Raw genomic sequence first — 25,307 nt, 5'->3', positions numbered from 1 at the left:
TCTCAATATTAGAGGCACTACCTGTTTTAGCCAAGTAGACTCAGTGCCAACTGAGGGCGCTGATTTGCCTGAGCCAAGATACTTTGAGAAGCCTGCTGCAGAATCTGATTCTGCGTCAGCTTCGCTGTTTCAGCGGCAAAGTCTGCATCTTTGATACGAGATTTCGCTGCCGACAAGTTCTCAGAAATGTTGGCCTGGTTATTAATCGTAGACTGGAAACGGTTCTGAACCGCACCCAACTCAGCACGCTTCTTATCCACCACCGCAATCAATGAATCCATACTCGCAAGTGTTAACTGAGCATTAACCTGAGTAGACACAGAAATGGTGGTTGCGGCGAGACTGGCTGCACTAAAGGCAATATCAGCCAAGGCCATCGTGGTGTCTAACGCCGAGAAAGCTGAGACACCATTGGCACCGACCACGTCTGTCAAAGCGTTACCGGTAACGGCACTGGCTATATCCGCAATACCCGACAAGGTAAAGCCGCCGTTGGCCGTCAGGCTGTTTGCACCATTGGCTGTATTACCGACATCTTTCATGCTAAAGCCGATGGTTTGGACCGCGTCTGCACCAACCTGGAAGCTCGCTTCGTAGCTACCATCCAGCAGATTTTGACCACCGAACGTCGTATCTTGAGCAATACGGTTAACTTCTTCCATGAGTGAGCGAATTTCTTCCTGTATCGCTAAGCGGTCTTCATCAGTATTTGAACCATTGGCCGCCTGAGAGGCCAGGGTACGCACACGCTGGAAAGAGTTTGTAATCTCTTCCATTGCCCCTTCAGCTGTCTGAGCCAAAGAAATACCGTCATTCGCGTTACGGTTACCTTGGTTTAGTCCATTTACTTGGCCTTCTAAACGGTTTGAAATTTGAAGACCAGCCGCATCGTCTGATGCACTGTTAATACGAAAACCTGATGACAGGCGCTCAAATGCCTGATCAAGCGAATTACCAGATTTCATCAACTGACGCTGAGCATTCAACGAGCTGACATTGGTGTTTACATACAATGGCATAATATAGCCTCCGCTTTTGTTTGTATTTGAGACGCTAGCCTACCCCTAAGCATTACGCCTCCAACTCTACAGAGCGACTTTAGATACAAGTCGTCTAAACTGTTTATCGACCCCATATCTTCAGGCTTTAATGTTTTTTTTAAAAATCTTAAAAAAAATAGTCAAGACCCTGTTTTATAACAACTTTTACTTCCCACTCTCATACAAAAAACTCCCACAGGGCGACCCTGCAGGAGTTTAATAATTCAACCAGTAGCGTTACTGGGATTGAAAAGCTTACCCTTGAAGCAGACTCAGTGCTGCCTGAGGGCGCTGATTGGCTTGCGCTAAAATGGTCTGTGAAGCCTGTTGCAGTATCTGATTCTTAGTCAGCTTCGCGGTTTCTTCCGCAAAGTCCGCATCTTTGATTCGCGACTTCGCTTCACTCAGGTTCTCTGAAATATTGGCCTGGTTATTAATCGTGGACTGGAAACGGTTCTGAACCGCACCCAACTCAGCACGCTTCTTATCCACCACTGCAATCAATGAGTCCATACTCGCCAGGGTTAACTGCGCATTGACCTGGGAGGATACCGATATCGTGGTCGCGGCAAGATTCGCTGCACTGAACGCCAAATCCGCTAACGCCAGCGTCGTATCCAGTGCCGAAAAGGCCGACACGCCATTCGCACCAATGACATCCGTTAGCGCATTGCCCGACACCGCACTGGCTATACCCGCTATACCTGACAGGGTAAAACCTCCATTGGCCGTTAAACTGTTCGCACCATTGGCGGTATTTCCCACTTCTTTCATGCTAAAGCCAATGGTTTGCACCGCATCTGCACCAACCTGGAAACTCGCTGAGTAACTGCCGTCCAACAGGTTCTGACCACCAAAGGTCGTATCCGACGCGATTCGATTGACTTCATCCATCAATGCCCGAATCTCTTCCTGGATCGCAATCCGGTCTTCATCCGTGTTCGAGCCGTTCGCTGCCTGGGAGGCCAATGTACGAACACGCTGGAACATGCTGGTCATTTCGTTCATGGCACCTTCGGCTGTCTGCGCCAAAGAGATGCCGTCGTTGGCATTTCGGTTGCCCTGGTTCAGACCCATAATCTGCGATTGCAGACGGTCGGTAATCTGAAGACCCGCCGCGTCATCCGACGCACTGTTAATTCTGAAGCCCGATGACAAACGCTCAAACGCCTGGTCCAGACCGTTGCCCGAACTCATCAGTTGGCGCTGGGCATTTAATGAGCTAACATTAGTGTTTACAAATAATGGCATGACTATTCTCCTCAATCTCTCTTGGAAAAGACGGTTGGGCTCTCACCCCCAACCTTATCTCTCTTCTTCTTCTGTCCGGTCTCTCACCCCCGGACAATTCCTTTAACGGCAGACAAAAAAATTACTTAAGAAGTTTTTTCGTACATTTATCAATTAACCATTAGCTTGAGCCCACCATAAGCTTCCTCATTGAGTAAAATAAAAAAAGCCCGCTTTAAAAGCGGGCTTTTTAGAGAGAGATTGAGAGATTTGAGAGATTATCCCAACAGACTCAATGCAGCTTGAGGACGCTGGTTGGCCTGAGCCAAAATAGTCTGAGAAGCCTGCTGCAGAATCTGATTCTGCGTCAGCTTCGCTGTTTCAGCGGCAAAGTCTGCATCTTTGATACGAGATTTCGCTGCCGACAAGTTCTCAGAAATGTTGGCCTGGTTATTAATCGTAGACTGGAAACGGTTCTGAACCGCACCCAACTCAGCACGCTTCTTATCCACCACCGCAATCAATGAATCCATACTCGCAAGTGTTAACTGAGCATTAACCTGTGAGGAAACAGAAATTGTAGTCGCAGCAAGGCTAGCGGCACTAAAGGCAATATCAGCCAAGGCCAACGTGGTGTCTAATGCCGAGAAGGCTGAAACACCATTGGCACCAACAACGTCCGTCAAAGCGTTACCGGTAACGGCACTGGCAATACCGCCAATACCCGACAGGGTAAAGCCGCCGTTAGCCGTCAGGCTGTTTGCACCATTCGCGGTATTTCCCACTTCTTTCATGCTGAAGCCGATGGTTTGGACCGCGTCTGCACCAACCTGGAAGCTCGCTTCATAGCTACCATCCAGCAGATTCTGACCACCAAAAGTGGTATCTGATGCTATACGGTTCACCTCTGTCATCAATGAACGAATTTCTTCCTGGATCGCTAAGCGATCTTCATCGGTGTTTGAACCGTTGGCAGCTTGAGAAGCCAGAGTACGCACACGCTGAAACATGTTAGTGACTTCGTTCATCGCACCTTCGGCGGTTTGAGCCAAGGAAATACCATCATTAGCATTCCGGTTGCCTTGGTTCAGACCTTGAATCTGAGACTCCAGACGATCTGAAATTTGAAGACCAGCCGCATCATCAGCTGCGCTGTTAATACGGAAGCCTGATGACAAGCGTTCAAACGCCTGGTCCAGATTATTGCCTGAAGTCATCAGCTGACGCTGAGCATTCAACGAGCTGACATTTGTATTTACATATAAGGCCATAGTTACACCCTCAATCTATGTGTTAATTCGATAAGCCGTCATACAGGTTGTAGTTCGACTTACCTAGGTTATCGGGCGGCAACTTGCTTCCTTTAGGATTTTTTTTGCCACCCCAAAGAAAAGGGAAATAAACCACATATATAACAACCAATTACATGAAACAGGGAGGAAATAAAAAGAAAAGAAAAGACTGGCGCAACATGAACTACTGGAATGCAATAACTCACAGATAACTTATCACTCTTACACCAGAAAACCCTATAAAAGCTAAATTTATCAACAGAATATAAAACTTAAAACCAATAGGTTACAAATAAAAACATCGACTAATGAAAGCCTTAACAAAAAAAATAAAAAAAACATAGATAAGCATAAGAAAACAGAAGCCAATACAGCAACCACTTGCCACTACTGGACACCTGCTACGCTACAAATTGGTATACGGACCAACACAGCCGATAAGCTATGTACTTCGCAAAAGGTGTATCATAAAAAACTCCATCTGCCCTCTAACACTCTCTTCAGCCTTTGCAATAATGCTGCGAAAGAAAAACCTTATTAGACTTGTAGATTATATCGGCGGCAACCGGAGACAATTTAGGAAAAAATTTACCGCTTCGATAATGGGGATATAGCGGGCGTTACAGGGGCTCTGAGGTACAAAGAAATAAAGACGGCAGATTCCTGCCGCCTTTGGCTTCAGAGAGTTGAGAGAATATCTAAGCGACCAGTTATTATTGGTATAGTACTTGCTTTTATCTTTTTTATGGCGGGAAGTGACGGAAAAATGTCGTTCCTGCCTCGGTTAGTAAGTAGCCTCCGCGGTCTTACTTTCCACTTTTGCCCCCTTATCTCTACCCCTTCCTATGGTAAGGGGGCAATACCTTTCCCAGTAGCGTTACTGGGATTGAAAAGCTTACCCTTGAAGCAGACTCAGTGCTGCCTGAGGGCGCTGATTGGCTTGCGCTAAAATGGTCTGTGAAGCCTGTTGCAGTATCTGATTCTTAGTCAGCTTCGCGGTTTCTTCCGCAAAGTCCGCATCTTTGATTCGCGACTTCGCTTCACTCAGGTTCTCTGAAATATTGGCCTGGTTATTAATCGTGGACTGGAAACGGTTCTGAACCGCACCCAACTCAGCACGCTTCTTATCCACCACTGCAATCAATGAGTCCATACTCGCCAGGGTTAACTGCGCATTGACCTGGGAGGATACCGATATCGTGGTCGCGGCAAGATTCGCTGCACTGAACGCCAAATCCGCTAACGCCAGCGTCGTATCCAGTGCCGAAAAGGCCGACACGCCATTCGCACCAATGACATCCGTTAGCGCATTGCCCGACACCGCACTGGCTATACCCGCTATACCTGACAGGGTAAAACCTCCATTGGCCGTTAAACTGTTCGCACCATTGGCGGTATTTCCCACTTCTTTCATGCTAAAGCCAATGGTTTGCACCGCATCTGCACCAACCTGGAAACTCGCTGAGTAACTGCCGTCCAACAGGTTCTGACCACCAAAGGTCGTATCCGACGCGATTCGATTGACTTCATCCATCAATGCCCGAATCTCTTCCTGGATCGCAATCCGGTCTTCATCCGTGTTCGAGCCGTTCGCTGCCTGGGAGGCCAATGTACGAACACGCTGGAACATGCTGGTCATTTCGTTCATGGCACCTTCGGCTGTCTGCGCCAAAGAGATGCCGTCGTTGGCATTTCGGTTGCCCTGGTTCAGACCCATAATCTGCGATTGCAGACGGTCGGTAATCTGAAGACCCGCCGCGTCATCCGACGCACTGTTAATTCTGAAGCCCGATGACAAACGCTCAAACGCCTGGTCCAGACCGTTGCCCGAACTCATCAGTTGGCGCTGGGCATTTAATGAGCTAACATTAGTGTTTACAAATAATGGCATGACTATTCTCCTCAATCTCTCTTGGAAAAGACGGTTGGGCTCTCACCCCCAACCTTATCTCTCTTCTTCTTCTGTCCGGTCTCTCACCCCCGGACAATTCCTTTAACGGCAGACAAAAAAATTACTTAAGAAGTTTTTTTATCACCCGGCTGAAGCCTATCAGGGCAAGGGGTTCGGGGTTATCTTGCTCAAAGAGATTTGCTACCATTGCCGCCATTAACGCACTCGGAAAACCTCAACCTATGAAGTTTATTTCCTTTAACATCAATGGCATCCGCGCTCGACTACACCAGCTCCAGGCGCTGATAGACAAACATCAACCGGACGTGATCGGCTTACAGGAAACCAAGGTGCATGACGACCAATTCCCCCTTGCCGATGTACAGGCCATGGGGTATCAGGTGCATTATCATGGTCAGAAAGGCCACTACGGTGTGGCCTTGCTCAGCAAGCAAGAAGCGAGTGATGTTCGTTGTGGCTTTCCCGGTGATAGTGAAGAAGCACAACGACGGATGATTATGGCCACTTATAAAGACGAAAATGGACAACCGGTCCGCGTGCTGAACGGTTACTTCCCTCAGGGTGAAAATCAGGAACATGAAACCAAATTTCCCGCTAAGCGTCGTTTCTACGCCGACTTGAATAACTATCTGCGCGAGTATCACCGTAACGACGAGCAGTTGATCGTGATGGGCGATTTGAATATTTCTCATCAGGATCGGGACATTGGTATCGGTGAGCAGAATCGTAAACGCTGGCTACGGACCGGCAAATGCAGCTTTCTTCCGGAAGAGCGAGAGTGGCTGAACAACCTGTTAAGCTGGGGGCTGAAAGACAGCTTCCGCAGCCTGAACCCAGACGTCGACGATCAGTTCAGCTGGTTTGACTATCGCTCAAAGGGCTTTAACGACAACCGCGGGCTGCGCATCGACCTGATCCTGGCGACCACGCCTCTGCACGACAAACTCGCCGACGCCGGCATTGATTACGAGCTAAGGGGCATTGAAAAGCCATCTGACCACGCGCCGATCTGGGCTGATTATTCTTAATGTGGGGATTAACACCACTTCAGATCGCTGCTTGGGCCGCCTTAATTGTTTTTGTGTTGCTCGGCCTGCGCCACCAGTCGCCCAGTGAATTACTGGGCGATAGGCGCTCACAACACCTGGTATTCGGCTCAGCCGCCTGTGTGTTTTTCCTTTGGCTATTTCGTACCGGCATCTACGACGGCCTGAATGTGCACTTTTTGTGGCTAACTGCACTGACATTAGCCCTAGGCTACCGCCGAGCTATTATAAGTGGGATATTAGCGCTTCTCGGGGTTACTTTGATAGGTTATGAAAGCTGGCCCATGCTGGGTATCAACGCCACCTTAGGGGTAATCATTCCCATCAGCCTGAGCTATATCATCTACAACGTGGTATTTCACAAATTACCGCGTAATGTGTTTATTTATATATTCCTGTGCGCCTTTGTCCCCGGTGCACTGATGATCGCGTTAAAAATGACCCTACTGGGTGGCTACTACCTTTTAGAGGGCATTCACAGCTGGCCGGTGATCCAGGATAACTACCTGATTCTTATTCCTTTACTGTTATTCCCCGAAGCCATGCTCAACGGCATGACGATGACGCTGATGATCATTTATAAGCCCTCTTGGGCCTACACTTTTTACGATAAGTTTTATCTGTTCCATAAATAAACGAGTACTGGCCCTCGCGAAGTCTGTCGTCGTTCCACAAACAGTGGAATATAATATTCTCCAGGGATACTATGTCTGTAATACCCCCGATTAAAAGGAAACTACAATGACCAGACCCCTGGCCCTTTCCAGTCTCGCGCTCTTGATATTAACCGCCTGTGGTGACGTCACTCCCACAGCGACCGAACAAAGCAGCAACGATAAAGCCAAGAACGCTCAACAGCGCGTGCATCAGAAACTCGAACAAGATCCTTTTTATAAACAGCAGATCACCTCTCAGCCACTGCTACCGGCAAATTTAAGTGAGCCCTATATCCAGTGCCCGCTTTCTTCATCTCAAAGCGGTGATTACAAATCCAGTGAACAGGTGGACTACAGCCAGCCAGGTTGGGAGCAGCGTATCGCCGCAGACTGGGACTACTTTGATAGCAGTGAGGAAGCAGGGAGAATTCTGGTTATCGACTTTCAACAGCGCGATCAAAGCCTGGCGTATCGCTATCTGGCCAACGCCAATACTCAGGATGATCTCTATGAGCCCTGGAGCACCTCCAAGATCATGGCTATTACAGGTGCTGTCAGCAAGGCCAGAGAGCACGGCGTAGGGGCACGCAGTCTGGCCGGCGGCGTTGTACCAGTGCCGGATCTTATCACCAGCATCAATAGCTATGCTCCTTTTGGCCAGGCTAACGGTAACTCCAACTCTATTGCCACCTACCTGGTCAATGCTGCCGGGCGCGATTACCTGACCTCACTGTTTCACGATAACTGGCTAAAGCTCAGTAACGATAACGTCAGCTTGCGCGGTGCCTATTACCGGGAAGTATTCAATCCGGGCGAAGATCTCTGGCTCGACCCCGAAACGGGCAAAACAGCGCCCATGCCAACACTGGAAAGTAACAGCGACGATCCTGGATATCGTGATTACCGGTGTGATGATTGCGGCCTGACCGGCAACAAACCCATGACCACTCTGGCTCAGGCTGAATGGCTTAAGCGCCTTGCGTCTCACCAACAGGATAAAGCTACCCGCCACCCCAATCTGACGGCCGAAGACGTGCAAACACTGTTTTATGGCACCGGTCACTCTGATGAGCAGCACCAGTATGGTGGGATGCTTCAGGGAATCTCACGAATGCTGACTCATGCCTTAGCCAAGGGCATTGATGCCGATACTCAGGACCCCAAGGCCACGTTGGATAAATCCACCGACGGGCAGTGGCGAATTTTCCAGAAAATCGGTTGGGGGCCAAGCGGCACCCGTGGCCGCTCAGAAGTAGTGATACTGGCGCAAGTCTGCTTGCCAGAATATCAGGGAGGTAAAGCCTTCACGCTAGCAGCTCAATCGTCGGTGGAAGGTAATGATGAGGCGTTGGTCAGCAATGCAGGTCAGAAACTGCAAAAGCTGATGACCCATTCGCTAGAGCAATATCTGAACAGGTAACCCTAAGATGATATTGGGGAGCTTCATCCGCTGACTCGCCGTAGCTTCATCTCTACTCCTCTGCGGCTTCCCTGCCGCAAAGGAGTAGAGATGACTCCCCAATAGCTTGCAATTACTACAGGCCCACAGCCACCCCTTCACGTCTGGGGTCAGCACCACCGATCAGCTTGCCATCCTTAAGCACTATGCCGTGCAGACCGCTGTTTAAGTCAATCACCTTAACCTTGTGTCCTCGCTGTTCAAACCAATCCTTGTGCTGTTCAACCGGCGTCCCCTTTTCAAGGGCCGTATAGTCATTACGGTTAGTGATCTTAGGTAGATTGATGGCCTCCTGAATATTGAGATCCCAGTCCAGCACCCCCACCATTGTCTGGGCCACATAATTAATGATTCGGCTGCCACCGGGCGACCCCACAACCATATAAAGTTCCCCATCTTCTCTAAATACCATGCTGGGTGCCATGGAGCTGCGTGGACGCTTGCCCGGCTCAATGCGGTTGGCCACGAATTGATCACCATATTGAGGCACAAAGGAAAAGTCTGTCATTTCGTTGTTCAGCAAAAAGCCTTCCACCATCAGCGAAGAGCCAAAAGCCATCTCAATCGTGGTGGTCATCGACACAGCATTACCTTGCGCATCCACAATCGAAACGTGACTGGTGTTGGGTAGATCATAAGCGTTGTCGGCCGCAAAGCTATTACCCATATAAGGCTTACCGTGGCGTGCAGTACCCATATCTTTTCGTTTATCCATCAGTCGGGAACGCCCTTTAAGATAAGAACTGCTGATAAGCCCCACATAGGGCATACCGGTGTGATCGCTGTCCGCCACATAGCGTTCTCTGTCGGCAAAGGCTAAACGCGACGCTTGGGTCAGAAGATGCAGGGCCTCAGGAGAGTTGGGCTTATATTGAGCCAACTCATAAGGCTCCAGCATCTTTAATATTTGCAGCACGGCGATCCCTCCAGACGAGGGCGGGGCCATACCGCAAATATCATACACCTTATATTGACCGCACACCGCGTTGCGTTCAGTAGCTTCATAAGCGGCGATATCCTCGGCGGTTAAAACTCCGGGATGGATAGACGCTTTTTGCACCTTTTCGGCAATTTTGTTCGCAATTTCACCATGATAGAAAGCATCCGCGCCTCCCTGAGCAATCTTGTTCAGGGTACTTGCCAGCGCAGGGTTTTTGAGGAGGTGCCCCGGCCGAACCGGCTTACCATCGGGATAGAAATAGTTCTTGGTCTCCGGAAACTGCTTCACTCCAGGGTGGATCTCCAACGCCACCAGCTTGGCGAGGCGGGGGGACACTTTAAAGCCCTGCTCGGCCTTAACCGCCGCCTCGTAAAACAAATCCTGCCAGGGCAACTTACCATGTTTGCTGTGCGCCAGCTCCAGCGCCCGCAGCACCCCTGGCACACCCACTGCCTTACCACCGACAATGGCATCTCGCCAGGCCATTGGTCTGCCGTCTTCTAAAAACATATCTGCGGAGGCCGCTGCCGGGGCCTTCTCACGTCCATCATAGGTGTAGAGTTTTTTCTTTTCGTTATCCCAATAAAGGATAAAGGCGCCGCCCCCGATACCAGAGGACTGAGGCTCAACCAACGTCAGCATGGCCTGAACCGCAATAGCCGCGTCCAGAGCCGTACCGCCCTTTTCAAGAATGTGCTTACCCGCCAGTGAGGCATGAGGATTGGCGGCACTGACCATATATTTCGATTTAACCACTGCCTGCTTTTCTATATAGCCGGTGGCCGCCTCGGGCTCACGATCCTCTCTGGGTGGCTCGCTGGCCATCCCTGAAGCGGTCAATAGGGCCAGCAAATAACAACTTAATTTACGCAAACTACATCTCTCCTATTGATAAATCTTCGGATCCGGGGTCCGCTTTTCCAGGAACGCTTGAAAAGCTTCCTTTGCGGCTGGGCTTTGAACCTGTTCCAGAAAAAAGTCCAGCTCCTCGTTCATATGCGCGGTGACCGCCTGTTGCTCATACTTCATCAGCTTCTTGGTCAACGCCAGCGCATACTTTGGCTTCGCTGCCAGTTTTAAAGCCGCCTGCCAGGCACTGGCTTCCAATTCAGTTTCGCTGATAACCGCATTCACCAGACCAAACTCCCGCGCCTCTTCGGCCCCAAAGGGTTCAGCCAGCATTAGCCATTCGGCGGCCTTACGATGGCCCACCAACTTAGGCAACAGGTAGCTGGAGGCATACTCCGGCACCAACGCCAGATCAACAAAAGGCAAAGAGAACTGGGCATTGTCGGCGCAATAGACCAGGTCACAGTGCAGCAGCAAGGTGGTGCCAATACCTATCGCCCGGCCCTGTACCTGAGCCACCACCGGCAGCGGACAGTTTTTTAACGCGTGCATGAAGCGCACCGTATCGCCTAAGTGCTCATTGCCGGCCTCGGCGAAAACTGAGATATCATTACCCGCGGTAAAGTCGGCGCCTTCCCCACGGATTAACACCGCCCGCAAGCTCTCATCTTCTTTGGCTTTTTCCAATGCATCCGCCATCGCCGCATACATAGGCAGAGTAATGGCATTTTTCTTCTCTGACCGTTTTAGGGTCAGCACTAACACAGCCTGTTTGTGATCGATGCTTATCATGCTCGACTCCGTCGCACGTAAAGACGCCCACTTTATCAGGCGCTTAGCAATTTCGCTATAAACATGGACTGGGCTGGTCGTTACTAACAAAAATGGCTACTATACCTGCAAAAAATCGTCGCCCTATGTCATTGCCTCTAAAACCTCATCAATACGCTGGCCCCTTATTCTTGGCTCTGCTTTGTCTGTTGCTGTTTGCTGCACCGGATACCCTTTATCAACAACTGATCTACGATCGAGTGTTAGTTCGAAGCCATGAGTGGTGGCGATTGCTTAGTGCCAACCTACTGCACACTAATATTAACCATTTGCTACTCAACCTAGCGGGAGTGGCTCTGCTTTGGGCACTGCATGGCGATTATTATCGCACCGGCGGGCTTCTGCTGCGGTTTATGCTATGCGCATTAGGCTGCACTTTGGGGCTTTTCTGGTTTGTCGAAAATATGCTGTGGTACGTAGGTCTGTCCGGAGCCTTGCACGGGCTCTTTGCCTGGGGCGCGGTGCAGGACATCCGCTATGGTCTTAAATCAGGCTGGCTGCTGCTCGCTGGTCTCATCGCAAAGCTGGCTTACGAACAGTGGTTTGGCGCCAGCGCCGATATTAGTCGCTGGATAAACGCCGCTGTCGCGACCGATGCGCATCTTTTTGGAGCTTTGGCGGGCTTTATGATCGTGTTAGCAGAATGGTGCTCACAAAAGATGTTACGTAGCCCCCAATAAATGCCGGTCAGCATTTAACGAAGAATCCGGTTGCTTGATCTCAACCTTATTGCTTTGTAAACCTATCTCCCCATACTGGCGACCAAGGCAATCTGACTAACAATTTTTGGACCTCTATTTCATGCGAACGAGACTTATCGCTGTATCACTATTAGCCAGTACCGCCTTCGCCGACGATGCCGCCATGGCGCCTTTTCAAATCCCCAACCTACCCGCCGATGTGACGATTGATGGGAAAATCGATGAGTCGATATGGCAACAAGCCGGTGTGCGTGAGCTCAGTTACGTTACCTGGCCAGACGAAAATGCCCCATCCCCTGTGAACACCACACTGCGCATTTTTGAAAGTGGTGACACGCTCTACCTGGCGTTTGATGCCAAAGATCCAAACCCCAATGATATCAGAGCCTTTTACAGTGACCGTGATAACATCTGGAGTGATGACGCTGTGGGCGTCAAGCTGGATACCTTTAACGACAGCCGCCTTGCCTATCAGTTTTTTGTGAATCCTTTTGGCGTACAAGGGGATGCCATCGAAAATGAAATGACCGGTCAGGAAAGCGACAGCTGGGATGCCATCTGGCAATCGGCCGGCCAGATCACCGAAGATGGCTATCAGGTCGAAATGGCCATCCCGCTGCGGATATTAAATTTTAAAGAGTCGGATCGCACCCAAACCTGGCAGGCCGAGTTTGTGCGCTTCTACCCGCGTGATGAACGCTTACGCTTGTCCAACTTACCTAAGGATCGCAGTAATGCCTGCACCCTGTGTCAGTTAAGTCCACTGCAGGGCTTTGCCGAAGCCGAGCAAGGCACCGATCTGACCCTGGTTCCCACTCTGGTGACCAGTCGCAGTCGCAGCCGTGACCCGGCAGAAACCCTGAACTGGGACTACGACAGCAAGCTGGAGCCGGGACTGGATATAAAATGGGGGGTGACCCCAGAAATGTCGCTGCAGGCCACTTTAAATCCGGATTTCTCTCAGGTGGAAGCGGATGTCGCCCAGCTTAGCATCAACAACACCTTTACCTTGTTTTTCCCTGAGCAGCGCCCATTTTTTCTAGAAAATGCCGATTATTTTGCCAGTAACTATAACCTGATCTATACCCGAAACGTCGGCGCGCCCGATTATGGCGCCAAACTGACCGGTCGCGCCGGTGACCACACACTGGGCGTGTTTGGCGCCAATGACATTAATACCACCTTTATTGTGCCGGGCAATATTGGCTCCTCCATTGCCGAACTAGAGCGGGAGTCGCAGAATGCTGCGCTGCGCTACCGCTACGACGCTTCAGACAACCTTTCTCTGGGCTGGGTAAGTACCCACCGTCAGGCGGATGACTATCGAAATACGGTGTACGGTGGCGATGCCAAGTACCGCGTCAACGAACAGGATACGGTCAGAGTGCAGTACGTACATTCCAGCACTCGTTACCCTAATGGACTTTATCAGGAGTTCTGCGATGATGAGCAGTGCCAGTCTTCGCAAGAGTTCACTGAGACAGCCCTGCGCCTACAACAAACCGATATCGACGATAAAGCCTATCGTGTGGATTTGAACCATGATGAGCGCGACTGGTTTGCCTATGTCAGCCATTCTTACCAAGGCAAAGATTTTCGCGCCGATTTAGGCTTTGAGTCGCGCAGCGACTTTGTTAAAACGGTTGCCGGTGGTGGCTACGCTTGGTACAACGAAAGCTCATGGTGGAGCCGCTTCCGCCTACGCGGTGACTGGGATATCACCCACAATACCAACGGCGAGCTGATCGAACGAGAGAACGAGGCCAATATTACCCTGGACGCCGTCAAGCAGTCTTATGTGCAGCTTGGTTATGTTGAGCGGCAGCGCGTGGGTCAACGCCGGGATACCTCCCGCCTTGCCATTGACGGTAACACCCGACTGTATGACGAGTATCTCTACTATCTGTTTGCTGAAATGCGCCCCAATGCCAACTGGTACATGAATTTAGACATTCAACATGGCGAACAAATCGACTTTGCCAATGACCGCTTAGGCGATCATTTCCGCTTTCAGGCCGTGGCCGACTGGAATCTTGGTGCCCATTTCAAGCTAAAGCTTCGCCATACATATCGTTCCATGGACGCCGCAGATGCGCCTCTTTTTACTGCCAACCTGACCGACACCCGTTTCATCTACCAGTTCGATGCCAAGCAGTACCTGCGCCTGTCGCTGATCTACTCGGACATCGAGCGTAATCAGGCCAATTATCTGGACGACGTCACCGAGCAAAGTACCGACCTGGGCACTCAACTGCTCTACTCTTATAAGGTCAACCCTCTGACGTCCTTCTTTGTGGGCTACGCCGATCACGGGTTTACCGATGATGTTGTGGCAGGCTATACCCGTGACGAGCAGTCGGTATTTATGAAATTCAGTTACGCCTGGATGCTGTAAGCCTCCCATTGCTACAATGCCCCGCAACCAATTGCGGGGCTTTTTTATGTCACAATCACAACCCATCTCCACCGCGTTAATCGGCTTCGGGCTCTCGGCCAGAGTTTTTCATCTGCCATTTATTCAATGCCAGGCCGGATTTAGTCTGACTGCAGTGAGTACCTCACAGCAAAACGAGGCCAGCTCCATAGTTCCGGACGTTAAACTGTTTCGTGACGCACAATCCTTAATCCAGCAATCGGATTCGGAATTAGTAGTCATCACCGCTCCTAATCAGTTTCACTATCCGCTCGCTAAGCAGGCTCTGATGATGGGCAAGCACGTAATTCTGGAAAAGCCTTTGGTGCTGACTGTCGCTGAGGGCGAAGAGTTAATTCTCCTGGCCCGACAAAGCGGCAAGATACTGGCCCCTTTCCATAACCGCCGCTGGGACGGGGATTTTCTGACCCTTCAGCAACTCATCTCAGAAGATGTGCTGGGCCAAATCAAAGGCTTCGAGTCCCACTTCGACCGCTTCCGGCCCCAGCCCCGCCAACGCTGGCGCGAGCAAGCGGGGCCGGGAAGCGGCATCCTGTATGATTTAGGCCCACACCTTATTGACCAGGCGCTGGCTCTGTTTGGCTGGCCGCAGGCAATCAGCGCCACCTTAAAAAACAGTCGCGATAGCGCCGAAACCTGTGACTACTTTCATCTACAGCTCCATTACGCGGATAAAGAAGTGCTATTGCACGCCGATGCCTTCTCCGCTGGCCCCAAATTACGCTTTAAACTTCAAGGTGATCGGGGCACTTATTTGAAGTACGGCATGGATCCACAGGAAGAGCGGCTGCGCGCTGGAAAGACGCCTGACCGTTCAGAATGGGCAGCAGAGGATGAAAATCATTACGGCACCTTGTATCAAGAGTCGGGGGAGCAGGTCATCGCCACCCAGACCGGCGGCTATCAGTACTTTTATCAAGAAGTGGCTAACGCCATTCGTTACCATGCGCCGCTAACGGTTAGCGCTGACAACGCGCTGGACTCCATTCGACTGATTGAGCTGGCCCAACGTAGCCACCAGGCAGGCCAACGGTTAACTCTGACCTCTTAGAAATTTCCCTCAAGAAAGCAAAAAGGGCTGTCATCACTGACAGCCCTCTAACACACAAAATATAAACTCGATTATTCGAGGTTTTCCTCAAACAGCTTATAGATCCGGCGATACTCGTCCAGCCAGGAGCTGGGCTGACGGAAGCCATGAGGCTCCACCGGGTAGATGGCAGTCTCAAAGTCTTGCTTCTCAAGCTCAATCAAACGCTGCACCAGACGCACCACATCCACAAAAAATACATTGTCATCAATCATGGGCGCATTGATTAACAATGGCTTTTCCAGACCTTCAGCATGGTAAATGGGCGAGCTGCGCTTATAGGCAATGGGATCCACCTGCGGCGTGTTTAAGATATTAGACGTATAAGGGGTATTGTAATAGGCCCAGTCCGTGACTGGTCGAAGTGCAGCGCCGCACTGGAACAGATCCGGCTCGGTGAACAGGGCCATAAAGGTCATAAAGCCGCCGTAAGAGCCGCCATAGGTACAGACATTGTCCCGGCCCACATTGGCATTATTCACCAGCCAGTTAACCCCATCACTCAGATCCTGAGTCTCAGGAGTGCCCATCTGCCGATAGATAGCGGTACGCCAATCGCGGCCATAGCCTTGAGACGCTCGGTAATCCATGTCCATGACCACATAGCCTTGCTGCACTAACATAGAATGGAACATAAACTCACGGAAGTAACCGGACCAGCCCATATGGGAATTTTGCAGATAGCCGGCACCGTGGTTAAAGATGACCGCCTTGCGTTTTTCCCCGGCCTGATAATCTTCCGGTAAATACACCTTGGAGTAGATCGGCTTGTCGGTATGACTGGACGGCACAGGCATAATTTTGGGCGCGGTCCAAGGCAGTGACTGAAACGCCTCGCTGACGGTGCTGGTCAGCTTCATCGGTCTTTGCGCTACATCGGCTCTTTGCACATAGAGTTCCGGCGGCATAGTGATTTTACTATGGGTAATGATCAGCCTCTGCTCGTCTGGGCTCAACACATACTCGTTCATGCCACCCATATCGGTAATAGGCTCAATGGCGCCATTTTCCAGGTTCACCCGGTAGATCTCATAGATGCCCGGATGCTTCTTATTGGCGCGGAAGTAGATGTACTGATCGTCGTGAGTCAACGTCAGATCATCCACCACATAATCACCATAGGTCAGCGCCTGCTCCTTGGTACCCGGCGTTTGCAGGTAAAGATGCGCATAGCCGGATTGCTCCGACAGGAAATACAGCCGCTGGCTGTTATTCAACCAACCAAAGCTATTAAATTTGTAATTAATCCAGGCATCGTCGTGCAGGCGGTGTTGCGATACCAGCACTCTGTCTTTCAGATCCACGGTGGCGATCCAGCGGTCTTTGTTATCCCAGGCTTGCAGCATTACCGCCACTTGCTCGCCGCTGTTATGCCATTCAATCGCGCTCTGATGCCAATACCAATCGGTCATCAGGCCGATATCCCTTGGCAGCCGATTGGGCTCATAGGTTTCGCCTTTGGCCTCGGCGTTTTCTTTTTTCACCTCGGCCAGCACATCTTCATTATAACCAGGCAGTGTCTGGTAGCTTAACGCGTGCTGTTGATGTGCCTCTAACTCCAGCAGCAACAATTCTTGATTGACCGACTCCGCATCGGCCACCATGCGCCGTGCTGACTCAGCATAAATACGGCCGTCTTCATTGATGTAATTCGGCATGATGTCGCCGTCGCTACGGCTGGGCTTGTCTTCCTGAATCGCCAGGATCACCCGTTTGCCATCAGGCGACAGGCTCGCATCCACGGTCTTAAAGCCTTCTTTTAGGTAAAAGGGCTGTGGGCCGGTGGCCGGGTTTTGCTGCTGCAGGGCCTGTTTGTGCTCAAACTTGGCGTGACGATCGGCACGCTCCTTGGCCACATAGTCGATAAGCTTGACCTGTTCCCTGGCCAGATAATCGTTAAGCTCCTTATTAGCCTTAGGCGGCTCACTAAACTGCCAGCTTACCAACAGCTCGGTAAAACCGGACTGAGGATGAATGGCATAGAAGCCGTTGCCGCTTTGGTAGGCAATGCGTCCATCAAGCAGGAACTGGGGTGACTGAATCGGTTTGTCAGTACGAGTCAACTGGCGCACTTCGCCGCTATCCAGGTTCTTAATAAACAGATTATTCTCAAAAACCCACAACACCTGACTGCGTTCACTGTTAAAGACACGATCGGCGTTATCGGCAAGATGGTACTCAGACAAACTCAGCTTATCGCCATTGCCCGCATTGGCCGCGTCACTTTGCCAGAGATCCTCAATAGGCTGGCCGTCACGTTTACGCCAATAGCGCACCTGTTCGCTGTCCAGGCTCCAGAATGGCTTTTGCGGCTGACGGCCCAGCCAATCAGGGTGCGCCATCACCTGCTCAAGGGTAATGGTGCCATCAGTTGCTGGACTCATAGATTCAGCCTGAACCGCAGGGGCCGCAGTTGTTGCAGCATTCGTCGAAGCGTCCATTTCTGGAGTCTGACTGGTGGTGCTACAGGCCGCCAGTGCGCCGGACAAGACCAGCGCCGTTAAAATCTTGGATTTGTTCTGCATCATTGGATTCCTTTAAGGAGGCACAAACAGCGATAAAGCCGTTCTGACTGCTCGCTATTAAAACGCAAAGCGTGCATAAGGAGCAAATAGGTTGAGATAACTTTATGGATAGGACGGTTGAGTGAGGAACTCCCTTCTGTGCGTATTGCGCACAGAACCGACATAGACGGCGGAAATGCAGAAAACCCAGGAGCGATTATTTGCCCGTCCATCCCTGGACATCGCCACTCCTGCGCATCCATGCGCCCGTGGCATACGCCGACCTAGAACCGTTCAAGTCCATGCTTTGAGCAAAAGCTTGCCCCCTTGCCCTAACATATCCCTCGAATTGCTCCTGCATTCGAGGGATACCGTCCATCCCTGGACATAAAAAAAGGCCCTATCGGGGTGATAGGGCCTAAGAGCACACTCAACTAGGAACACACATTCATAAAGGCTTGCACCTTTACTTACTGCATAAGGTCAGGCAACGGTTTGTCCAAGAAGTTCAGAAATTTTTTCATTAGCGGCAGAAAAACTTTTTTCAAAGCTATCCTCGCCCATAGCCAACCCTTCCGCGTACACAAACTCCACATCAGAAATGCCGATAAAGGCAAAGAAATTTTTCAGATACTGAGTCTGAGTATCCTTGTCTGTGCCTTGATACTGGCCTCCGCGAGCAGCCAATACGATCACTTTTTTGTTTTCCACCAGTCCCACAGGGCCGTTTTCGGTATAACGGAAGGTAATACCGGCCCGCGCTACCCGGTCCACCCAGGCTTTGAACACCGAAGGTGCGCCGAAATTGTACATCGGCATGCCAATCACCAAAGTATCGTGCTGCTGCAGTTCATTCACCAGGGTATCGGAAATTGCCGCCAGTTCTTGCTGCCCAGCATCACGTTCATCGACAGGTGTCATCCAGCTTGCCATCTCAGCCTGACTCAGATGTGGCAGACTGTCTTCGGCCAAATTACGCTGAGTTACACTAACATCCCGCTGCTGTTGCAGCTTCTCCACAAAGGCGTTCACCAGTTTGTTGGAATTGCCTGCATCGCCGTTCAGGCTGGTTTTAATTACCAATAAATTCTTCATAACAAGACTCCTCAAGATTGGACACTTGTCATATTAGTCTTATTGATTGGAAAATAAATCACATAAAAACGGCGAAATAATTCCAATAAATAGAACATTCCATTTGTAAATAATTTGTGATCTCTTAACTTTGACCTAGCGTAAGCTCCTTTGATATTAACCAATGGAGCAACACCATGAAATCCATAACACCAATACTGGCAGCCTTAACACTGCCATTTGTTCTTACCGGTTGCTTAAACAGTGACTCCGACCCCCTACCGGAGCCCCCTGAGCCGCCAGCGTTCAGTAATTTGAGGGTCACTCATGCGGTTTCTGACGCCCCGACCGTTAATGTTATCGCTAATGGCGACACCCTTTCAGAGGGCGCTGACTACCAGGCTTCCACAGGCTGGCAGTCCGTTTTATCTGACACTTATACCGTAGAAGTGAACGCCAATTTACCTGGTGGAGACAGCGCTACTGTGATCGGCCCGGTGGATCTGACTCTCACTGGCGACATGAATTACGATGTTGTAGCTGTCGGTCAGGTGGGGGATATCGAGCCACTCGTGTTGGAAAATGCCGAAACCACTGTCACCAGTGGCAACGCTCGGGTGCAGATTCTGCATGCTGCAGCCAATGCTCCGATGGTAGATATTTATGTTACTGCTCCCGATGCCGAGTTAGCCAGTGAACAGGCACTAGCTACTTTATCTTTCAAAGAATATACCGCCCAGACAGAAGTAGCGGGAGGTGATTATCGGGTGCGCATCACCCCGGCCGGAGCCGATACTGTGGTGTTTGACTCAGGTACTATCAATCTGGCCGACGGCGCCGACTTAATGGTTGCCGCTACTGACAACACCGGCGCTGGTGATTCACCGGTTACCCTGCTGGCGGTAGACGCCAATGGCGCAACCAGGCTTTGGGACACAAATACCGGTGCTAATCTGCGCGTTCTGCATGGCAGTCCTGATGCGCCAGCCGTTGATGTGCTGGTAAATAATGCAACTATGCCCATGCATTATCAGCTAGATGGCTTAGCCTATCCTAACGCCACCGACTACCTGGCAGTGCCTGCCGACGAGTTGCTCGTGGATGTGGTTGCCGACGCAGATAACAGCGTGGTGGCTATTGATGATGCCGCTGTCGCTCCCATGCAGGGCATGGCTTATACGGCTATTGCGACCAATACTCTTGCCGACATCCAGTTAGCGTTGCTAACGGATGATCACAGAAGCATCGCGACGGCCGCCAAGGTACGCCTAATCCACAACGCGCCAGCGGCCGGTGATGTGGACATTTACGTCACCGCCGATGATGATATCAGCGACGACGATCCTGCCTTCACTGACGTGCCCTATGACGCAACGAACCTGGCGACCACCGGCTATGTTGAGCTGGCTGAAGGCACCTACTACATCACTATTACCCCAGCCGACACCAAAACCGAGGCCATTGGCCCGTTAATGGTTGAACTGAACAATGGTGACGTACTCAGCGCGGTAGCGTTGGAAGCGAATGGCGGTGGTACACCTCTGCAGGCGGTCATTCTGGATGACTCCAAACCTGCCCCGGTCAGCCTGGACGCCACTCAAACCTTCGAAGTGAGCCTTGATGGCATGCAGGAAGTCCCGGCTGTCGATACAGCAGCAACAGCAGCGGCAACGGTGTTGCTGGATGAAGACGACCGCTTGTTCAGTGTCACTGTGGATACCAGCGCCGTAGACAACGTCACGGGAGTGCATGTGCACGACGGGAACATTGGCCGAAATGGCCCGGTTGCCTTCCCGTTACAAGCTTCCGGGGATGATACCTACACCCTGCCAGCCACCAATCTGCTTGACCCAATGATCGAAGCGCTGAAAAGCGGTGAGTGGTATATCAACGTCCATACCGAGGCCAACCCCAGCGGCGAAGTACGCGGCCAGATCGTACCTGAGACCATGGCCGTAGTGACCTTTCCGCTGAGTGGCAGTCAGGAAGTCCCTTCTGTTACCACCGATGCCATGGGGTACGGATACGCGACCTTAGACACAACGACATTGGCAGTGGATCTGGTTGCCGTCACCATGGGTGTGGAAGATGCCACTATGGCCCACATTCACACAGGCTATGCCGGTGAGAACGGGCCAGTCTATGTCACGCTAGAGCAAAGCATGGATGACGCCAATGTCTGGATGACGCCAGCGGGAGCTATGATCGATGCCACTAACGCCGCTCGTTTGGTTGAAGGGGGGCATTATGTCAATATTCACACGCCGGCAAATCCATCGGGTGAACTTCGCGGTCAAATTACCCCCGACAATATTGAAGTCTATGGCGTGACCGCGACCGGCGACCAGGAAGTGCCCGCCGTTGATACCAATGCCATGGGTGAAGGTGCAATAACCCTCAATACATCAACGATGACCATCAAAGCCATCATTAACGTCATGGACATCAGTCCCAATGCGGCCCATATCCACCAAGGCGCGGTGGGTGAAAATGGTGGTGTGGTAATTGGGTTAACTAACCCCGACGCGGGCCTCTGGACCTTAGATGCCACATTAACCGAAGCACAGATGGCACTAATGCAAGCGGAAGGGTTATACACTAACTTCCATACCGACGCATTCCCGTCTGGTGAGATCCGTGGTCAAATTACGCTGGGCTTTGAATAACCCGGCAACGCAGCTTAAAAACAGCAACGCCCCGCTATCGGGGCGTTCTTTTTTATACCTTATCTAACGCCTGGTCGAAGTCGGCGATGATGTCGTCGGTATCCTCAATGCCCACACTGAAGCGAATCATATTATCGCTGATGCCCATCTTCGCGCGCTGCTCCGCGCCCATTTCATAGTAAATGGTATGAGCTACCGGAATCCCCAGCGTTCGGGTATCACCCAGATGAGTGGCATTGAGTACCAGTTGTAACTCATTCATAAAGGCAAAGCAGTCCACCTCAGGTTTGAGGTCAATGCTTAAAATGCCGCCGTAGTATTTAAACAATTCCCGGGCAATAAAGTGCTGAGGATGACTGGGCAGGCCCGGATAGTAGACCGTTTCAACTTTATCGTGCTGATCCAGGTATGTCGCCAGTTTCATAGCACTGGTGCAGCATTTTTCCATGCGCAGCGCCAGAGTTTCCATGCCAACGGAAATTAAGTGCGCAGAGTCTGGCGTCAGGCAGCCCCCCATATCCCGAAGACCTTTTTTCTTTATTTGAGTCAGCCCCCACATCTCTTCTGGCTGGCTCTTATAGTCCTCGTTAATGTTGGGGAAACGAGTCCAGTCATACAAGCCGGTGTCAATAACTGCACCGCCCAACACATGACCGTGACCGGCAATGTATTTGGTCAGCGAACCCAGTACCAGTGAAGCTCTGGCTTTTTTGGCATCGAATAAAAAGGCTGGTGTCATGGTGTTATCCAGCATATAAACCAGTCCGTGTTCTTCACACAACTGGCCGATGGCCTGCAAGTCCGCTACCTGAGTCACGGGGTTGGCAATCGTTTCCAAATACACTGCGCGAGTATTCGGTTTGATAGCCTCTTTGACCGCAGTCACGTCGGTCACATCCACCAAAGTTACGTCAATACCAAAGCCTTCCAGGGTATTGGCAAAACTATTGGTATTGCCAAACAAAAACTGGCTCAGAATCAGATGATCGCCATGCTTTAACAAGGTCAGCATAGCCGTAGTAATGGCCGCCATACCGGTAGCAAAAGTAAGCGCCCCAACGCCCTCTTCCATTTGCGCCAGCATATTCTGAAGCGCATTAATGGACCCAGATGACTGACGGGAATAGGCATGGGCATTTTTACGCCCCTGAAACACATCGACCAGCTCTTCAACACGCTGGTATTCAAACAACACCGAATTACTGGTGGGCTGATGCACGGCCCCGTCTTGTGGCTGATTTAAGGTACGATCGGCGTGAACCAGACGAGTGGTAAACCCTTTAGACTGCAAAATACTCCCCTTACACTACGGCGAACATCATTCGCTGATAACACTGAATCTGCCCCGATAATCCAATATGATAAGGGCATTGTCGAGAGAGAATCCGTCTAAGATGCAATTTTTTGCTATTAGCCTATAACCTCAGGGCCTTTCATTATGTGCGTACTCTTTGTCGCTCTGAATCAGCACCCCGACTACAAACTCATTGTGGCTGCCAACCGGGATGAGTTCTTTGCCCGGCCCACTCAAGCATCGGGCTTCTGGGCTGATTCTCCTGAATTGCTGGCCGGTCAGGATTTACAGGCCGGCGGCACCTGGATGGGACTGACCACCAAGGGCCGTTTTGCGGCACTGACCAATATCCGTGCTCCCAAGACCATGGATAAAGATAAACTCAGCCGTGGTCATTTGGTCAGTAACTACCTAAAAGGCAACGAGAACATCGAAGCCACGATCCAAAGGCTGCGCCAAACCCGGCATCAGTACAATGGCTATAATCTGCTGTTTGGCGATGCAGACCAACTTGTGGCTTACAATAATTTTTCCGATGAGTATGACGTTCTGAAGTCTGACATCTATGGCTTGTCCAATGCCGATATTCATACCCCCTGGCCAAAGACACTGGCTGGCTGCGAAGAACTGGCTCACATTTGCCAAAGTCAGGCGCCCGCCGAACCGGCTCTTCTGGCCCTTTTGCACAATACCCAGCAAGCCGACGATGTCCATTTGCCAGACACCGGCATTCCCAAAGACTGGGAACGCCAGCTATCGGCCCGATTTATACAAGGCCAGAGCTATGGCACACGATCCTGTACGTTACTGTTGGTTAGCCAAACCAGTCAGGTTATCTGGCGCGAGCAGCAATACGGTCCCGACAGTGAGTTTCTTGGCGAGCGGCGTTATGAGTTTCAGATAGCGACATAATATATTTGATTTTTCATCTCGATCTTTATCAAGCCGCTGGCATAATACCTCCTTTGTTGAGTCGAGTTGTCCCGCTGGGACCTAATCAAAGAGGGAAATCATGCTAGAAGTGCTTGAGCAATTACCTGCCGACCCCATTCTGGGCCTATCCACTGCCTACAAAGCCGATACTAACCCAAAGAAAGTTGATCTGGGCGTGGGCGTCTATAAAGATGAGCAGGGCCGCACCCCGATTATGAGTGCGGTAGCGAAAGCACAAAATATTCTGCTCGCCAACGAGGATTCCAAGACCTATATCACACCCCAGGGTGTGCCTGGTTACATCGAGGGTATGTTGAAGCTGCTGCTGGGTCAGGAGCACAAGACCTTGATAGACGATCGCGTAGCAGCGGTACAGGCTCCCGGCGGCTGTGGTGCCCTGCGTATTCTGGCCGAACTGATTAAACGCGCCAAAGGCGACACCACCGTTTGGGTTTCTGACCCCACCTGGGCCAATCATATTCCGCTGATCGGCAGTGCCGGCCTGGAAATCAAGACCTATACCTACTTCGATAAAGAACTGGCCGGCATTCGCTTCGACGATATGCTGCAAAGCCTTCAGCAGTCGAAGAAAAATGATGTGGTGTTGCTGCATGGCTGCTGCCATAACCCCACCGGTGCCGATTTAACCAAAGAGCAGTGGCATCAGGTACTGGAGCTGGCGAAAGAAAAGCAATTCATTCCCTTTATCGACATCGCCTATCAGGGCTTTGGCGACGGGATGGATGAAGACGCCTACGGTCTGCGCCTGCTAACCGAAAACCTGCCGGAAGTATTGGTCGCGGCCTCCTGCTCGAAGAATTTCGGTCTGTACCGAGAGCGCGTGGGACTGGCAGCCATGATTACCCCCGACCAGAAAATACGCGATGCAGTGCAAACTCAGATCCAGTCTGTCGCTCGCGGTATCTACTCCATGCCACCGTCATATGGAGGTGCATTGGTGGATATCATCTTAAACAGCGATGATTTGAAGCAGCAATGGCTGGCCGAGGTCACCGAGATGCGAGAGCGTATGCACACCCTGCGTCAGATGCTGGCTGACAAGCTCAAGGCCAAGGGCCATGACTTTGACTTTATTACTCGTCAGAAAGGCATGTTTACCTATCTGTGTATTACTCCCGAGCAGGTACAGCAACTGCGTAATGAGTACTCCATCTACTTCGTAGACTCCAGCCGCATCAACGTGGCCGGGATCAGTAAGTCCAACGTAGACTATCTGGCCGACTCCATCGCCGCCGTACTCTAAACGGGACGTAAAAAGGCAGACCTGTTTCACTGGTCTGCCTTTCCTTCTCCTTCTACCCTTTAACCGATCTTTCCTGTTCCCTACGCCATATA

General features: G+C 51.1%; 18 protein-coding genes. 9 read left to right on the top strand and 9 right to left on the bottom strand.

The window, feature by feature from the left end:
- Positions 1 to 26 precede the first annotated feature (26 nt).
- From HMF8227_RS05650 to HMF8227_RS05635, 4 genes are all read right to left on the bottom strand, one after another.
- Positions 27 to 1,019, bottom strand: a complete 993-nt coding sequence (locus HMF8227_RS05650; protein WP_109339244.1) for a flagellin N-terminal helical domain-containing protein — start codon at positions 1,017 to 1,019, stop codon at positions 27 to 29.
- Between the two features lie 276 nt (positions 1,020 to 1,295).
- Entirely contained in the window at positions 1,296 to 2,291 is a 996-nt protein-coding gene (locus tag HMF8227_RS05645; protein WP_109339242.1) for a flagellin N-terminal helical domain-containing protein, read from the bottom strand.
- A gap of 257 nt (positions 2,292 to 2,548) precedes the next feature.
- Positions 2,549 to 3,541: a flagellin N-terminal helical domain-containing protein gene (locus HMF8227_RS05640; protein WP_109339243.1), complete on the bottom strand. Its 993-nt coding sequence runs from the start codon at positions 3,539 to 3,541 to the stop codon at positions 2,549 to 2,551.
- Positions 3,542 to 4,457: 916 nt separating this feature from the next.
- The gene (locus tag HMF8227_RS05635) at positions 4,458 to 5,453 is read right to left on the bottom strand and encodes a flagellin N-terminal helical domain-containing protein (protein WP_109339242.1); all 996 of its coding nucleotides are present in this window, start codon (positions 5,451 to 5,453) and stop codon (positions 4,458 to 4,460) included.
- A 242-nt stretch (positions 5,454 to 5,695) separates the two neighbouring features.
- On the opposite strand from HMF8227_RS05635, the gene xthA reads away from it, so the two are divergent.
- From xthA to HMF8227_RS05620, 3 genes are all read left to right on the top strand, one after another.
- Positions 5,696 to 6,502, top strand: coding sequence for an exodeoxyribonuclease III (gene xthA / locus HMF8227_RS05630; protein WP_109339241.1), 807 nt, complete (start codon positions 5,696 to 5,698; stop codon positions 6,500 to 6,502).
- Positions 6,502 to 7,155, top strand: coding sequence for an energy-coupling factor ABC transporter permease (locus tag HMF8227_RS05625; protein WP_109339240.1), 654 nt, complete (start codon positions 6,502 to 6,504; stop codon positions 7,153 to 7,155). The genes xthA and HMF8227_RS05625 overlap by 1 nt, the downstream gene beginning before the upstream one ends.
- 106 nt (positions 7,156 to 7,261) lie before the next feature.
- Positions 7,262 to 8,596 (top strand): hypothetical protein, encoded by a 1,335-nt coding sequence (locus HMF8227_RS05620; protein WP_109339239.1) that lies wholly within the window; start codon positions 7,262 to 7,264, stop codon positions 8,594 to 8,596.
- Between the two features lie 115 nt (positions 8,597 to 8,711).
- On the opposite strand, the gene ggt is transcribed toward HMF8227_RS05620, so the two are convergent.
- Both ggt and HMF8227_RS05610 read right to left on the bottom strand, forming a co-directional pair.
- Complete coding sequence (gene ggt, locus HMF8227_RS05615) at positions 8,712 to 10,400, bottom strand: gamma-glutamyltransferase (protein ID WP_109341024.1); 1,689 nt, start codon at positions 10,398 to 10,400, stop codon at positions 8,712 to 8,714.
- Between the two features lie 60 nt (positions 10,401 to 10,460).
- Positions 10,461 to 11,216, bottom strand: a complete 756-nt coding sequence (locus HMF8227_RS05610; protein WP_109339238.1) for an enoyl-CoA hydratase — start codon at positions 11,214 to 11,216, stop codon at positions 10,461 to 10,463.
- Between the two features lie 125 nt (positions 11,217 to 11,341).
- Between HMF8227_RS05610 and rrtA the strand changes: the two genes are divergently transcribed.
- The 3 genes from rrtA to HMF8227_RS05595 all read left to right on the top strand — a co-directional run bounded on the left by rrtA (position 11,342) and on the right by HMF8227_RS05595 (position 15,441).
- Positions 11,342 to 11,935, top strand: a complete 594-nt coding sequence (gene rrtA, locus HMF8227_RS05605; RefSeq protein WP_109339237.1) for a rhombosortase — start codon at positions 11,342 to 11,344, stop codon at positions 11,933 to 11,935.
- Positions 11,936 to 12,056: 121 nt separating this feature from the next.
- A complete protein-coding gene (locus tag HMF8227_RS05600; protein ID WP_109339236.1) occupies positions 12,057 to 14,351 on the top strand; it encodes a carbohydrate binding family 9 domain-containing protein in 2,295 nt (764 codons plus the stop codon).
- Positions 14,352 to 14,397: 46 nt separating this feature from the next.
- Positions 14,398 to 15,441: an oxidoreductase gene (locus tag HMF8227_RS05595; protein WP_109341023.1), complete on the top strand. Its 1,044-nt coding sequence runs from the start codon at positions 14,398 to 14,400 to the stop codon at positions 15,439 to 15,441.
- Positions 15,442 to 15,512: 71 nt separating this feature from the next.
- Here HMF8227_RS05595 and HMF8227_RS05590 read toward each other — a convergent pair whose 3' ends face one another.
- The gene (locus tag HMF8227_RS05590) at positions 15,513 to 18,005 is read right to left on the bottom strand and encodes a S9 family peptidase (RefSeq protein ID WP_109339235.1); all 2,493 of its coding nucleotides are present in this window, start codon (positions 18,003 to 18,005) and stop codon (positions 15,513 to 15,515) included.
- A 462-nt stretch (positions 18,006 to 18,467) separates the two neighbouring features.
- Positions 18,468 to 19,079: an FMN-dependent NADH-azoreductase gene (locus tag HMF8227_RS05585; protein ID WP_109339234.1), complete on the bottom strand. Its 612-nt coding sequence runs from the start codon at positions 19,077 to 19,079 to the stop codon at positions 18,468 to 18,470.
- Between the two features lie 176 nt (positions 19,080 to 19,255).
- Between HMF8227_RS05585 and HMF8227_RS05580 the strand changes: the two genes are divergently transcribed.
- Positions 19,256 to 21,724, top strand: a complete 2,469-nt coding sequence (locus HMF8227_RS05580) for a CHRD domain-containing protein (protein ID WP_109339233.1) — start codon at positions 19,256 to 19,258, stop codon at positions 21,722 to 21,724.
- A 52-nt stretch (positions 21,725 to 21,776) separates the two neighbouring features.
- On the opposite strand, the gene HMF8227_RS05575 is transcribed toward HMF8227_RS05580, so the two are convergent.
- On the bottom strand, positions 21,777 to 23,015 hold the full coding sequence (locus tag HMF8227_RS05575; protein ID WP_109339232.1) for a cystathionine gamma-synthase family protein: 1,239 nt from the start codon (positions 23,013 to 23,015) through the stop codon (positions 21,777 to 21,779).
- Positions 23,016 to 23,162: 147 nt separating this feature from the next.
- On the opposite strand from HMF8227_RS05575, the gene HMF8227_RS05570 reads away from it, so the two are divergent.
- Both HMF8227_RS05570 and HMF8227_RS05565 read left to right on the top strand, forming a co-directional pair.
- Positions 23,163 to 23,930 carry an NRDE family protein gene (locus tag HMF8227_RS05570; RefSeq protein ID WP_109339231.1) on the top strand — a complete coding sequence of 256 codons (768 nt, stop codon included), beginning with the start codon at positions 23,163 to 23,165 and terminating at the stop codon, positions 23,928 to 23,930.
- Between the two features lie 100 nt (positions 23,931 to 24,030).
- On the top strand, positions 24,031 to 25,215 hold the full coding sequence (locus HMF8227_RS05565; RefSeq protein ID WP_109339230.1) for an amino acid aminotransferase: 1,185 nt from the start codon (positions 24,031 to 24,033) through the stop codon (positions 25,213 to 25,215).
- Positions 25,216 to 25,307: the final 92 nt, after the last annotated feature.

The organism is Saliniradius amylolyticus (genome assembly GCF_003143555.1).
GTDB classification, from domain to species: domain Bacteria; phylum Pseudomonadota; class Gammaproteobacteria; order Enterobacterales; family Alteromonadaceae; genus Saliniradius; species Saliniradius amylolyticus.
This window is presented reverse-complemented; position numbering and strand designations above follow the sequence as displayed.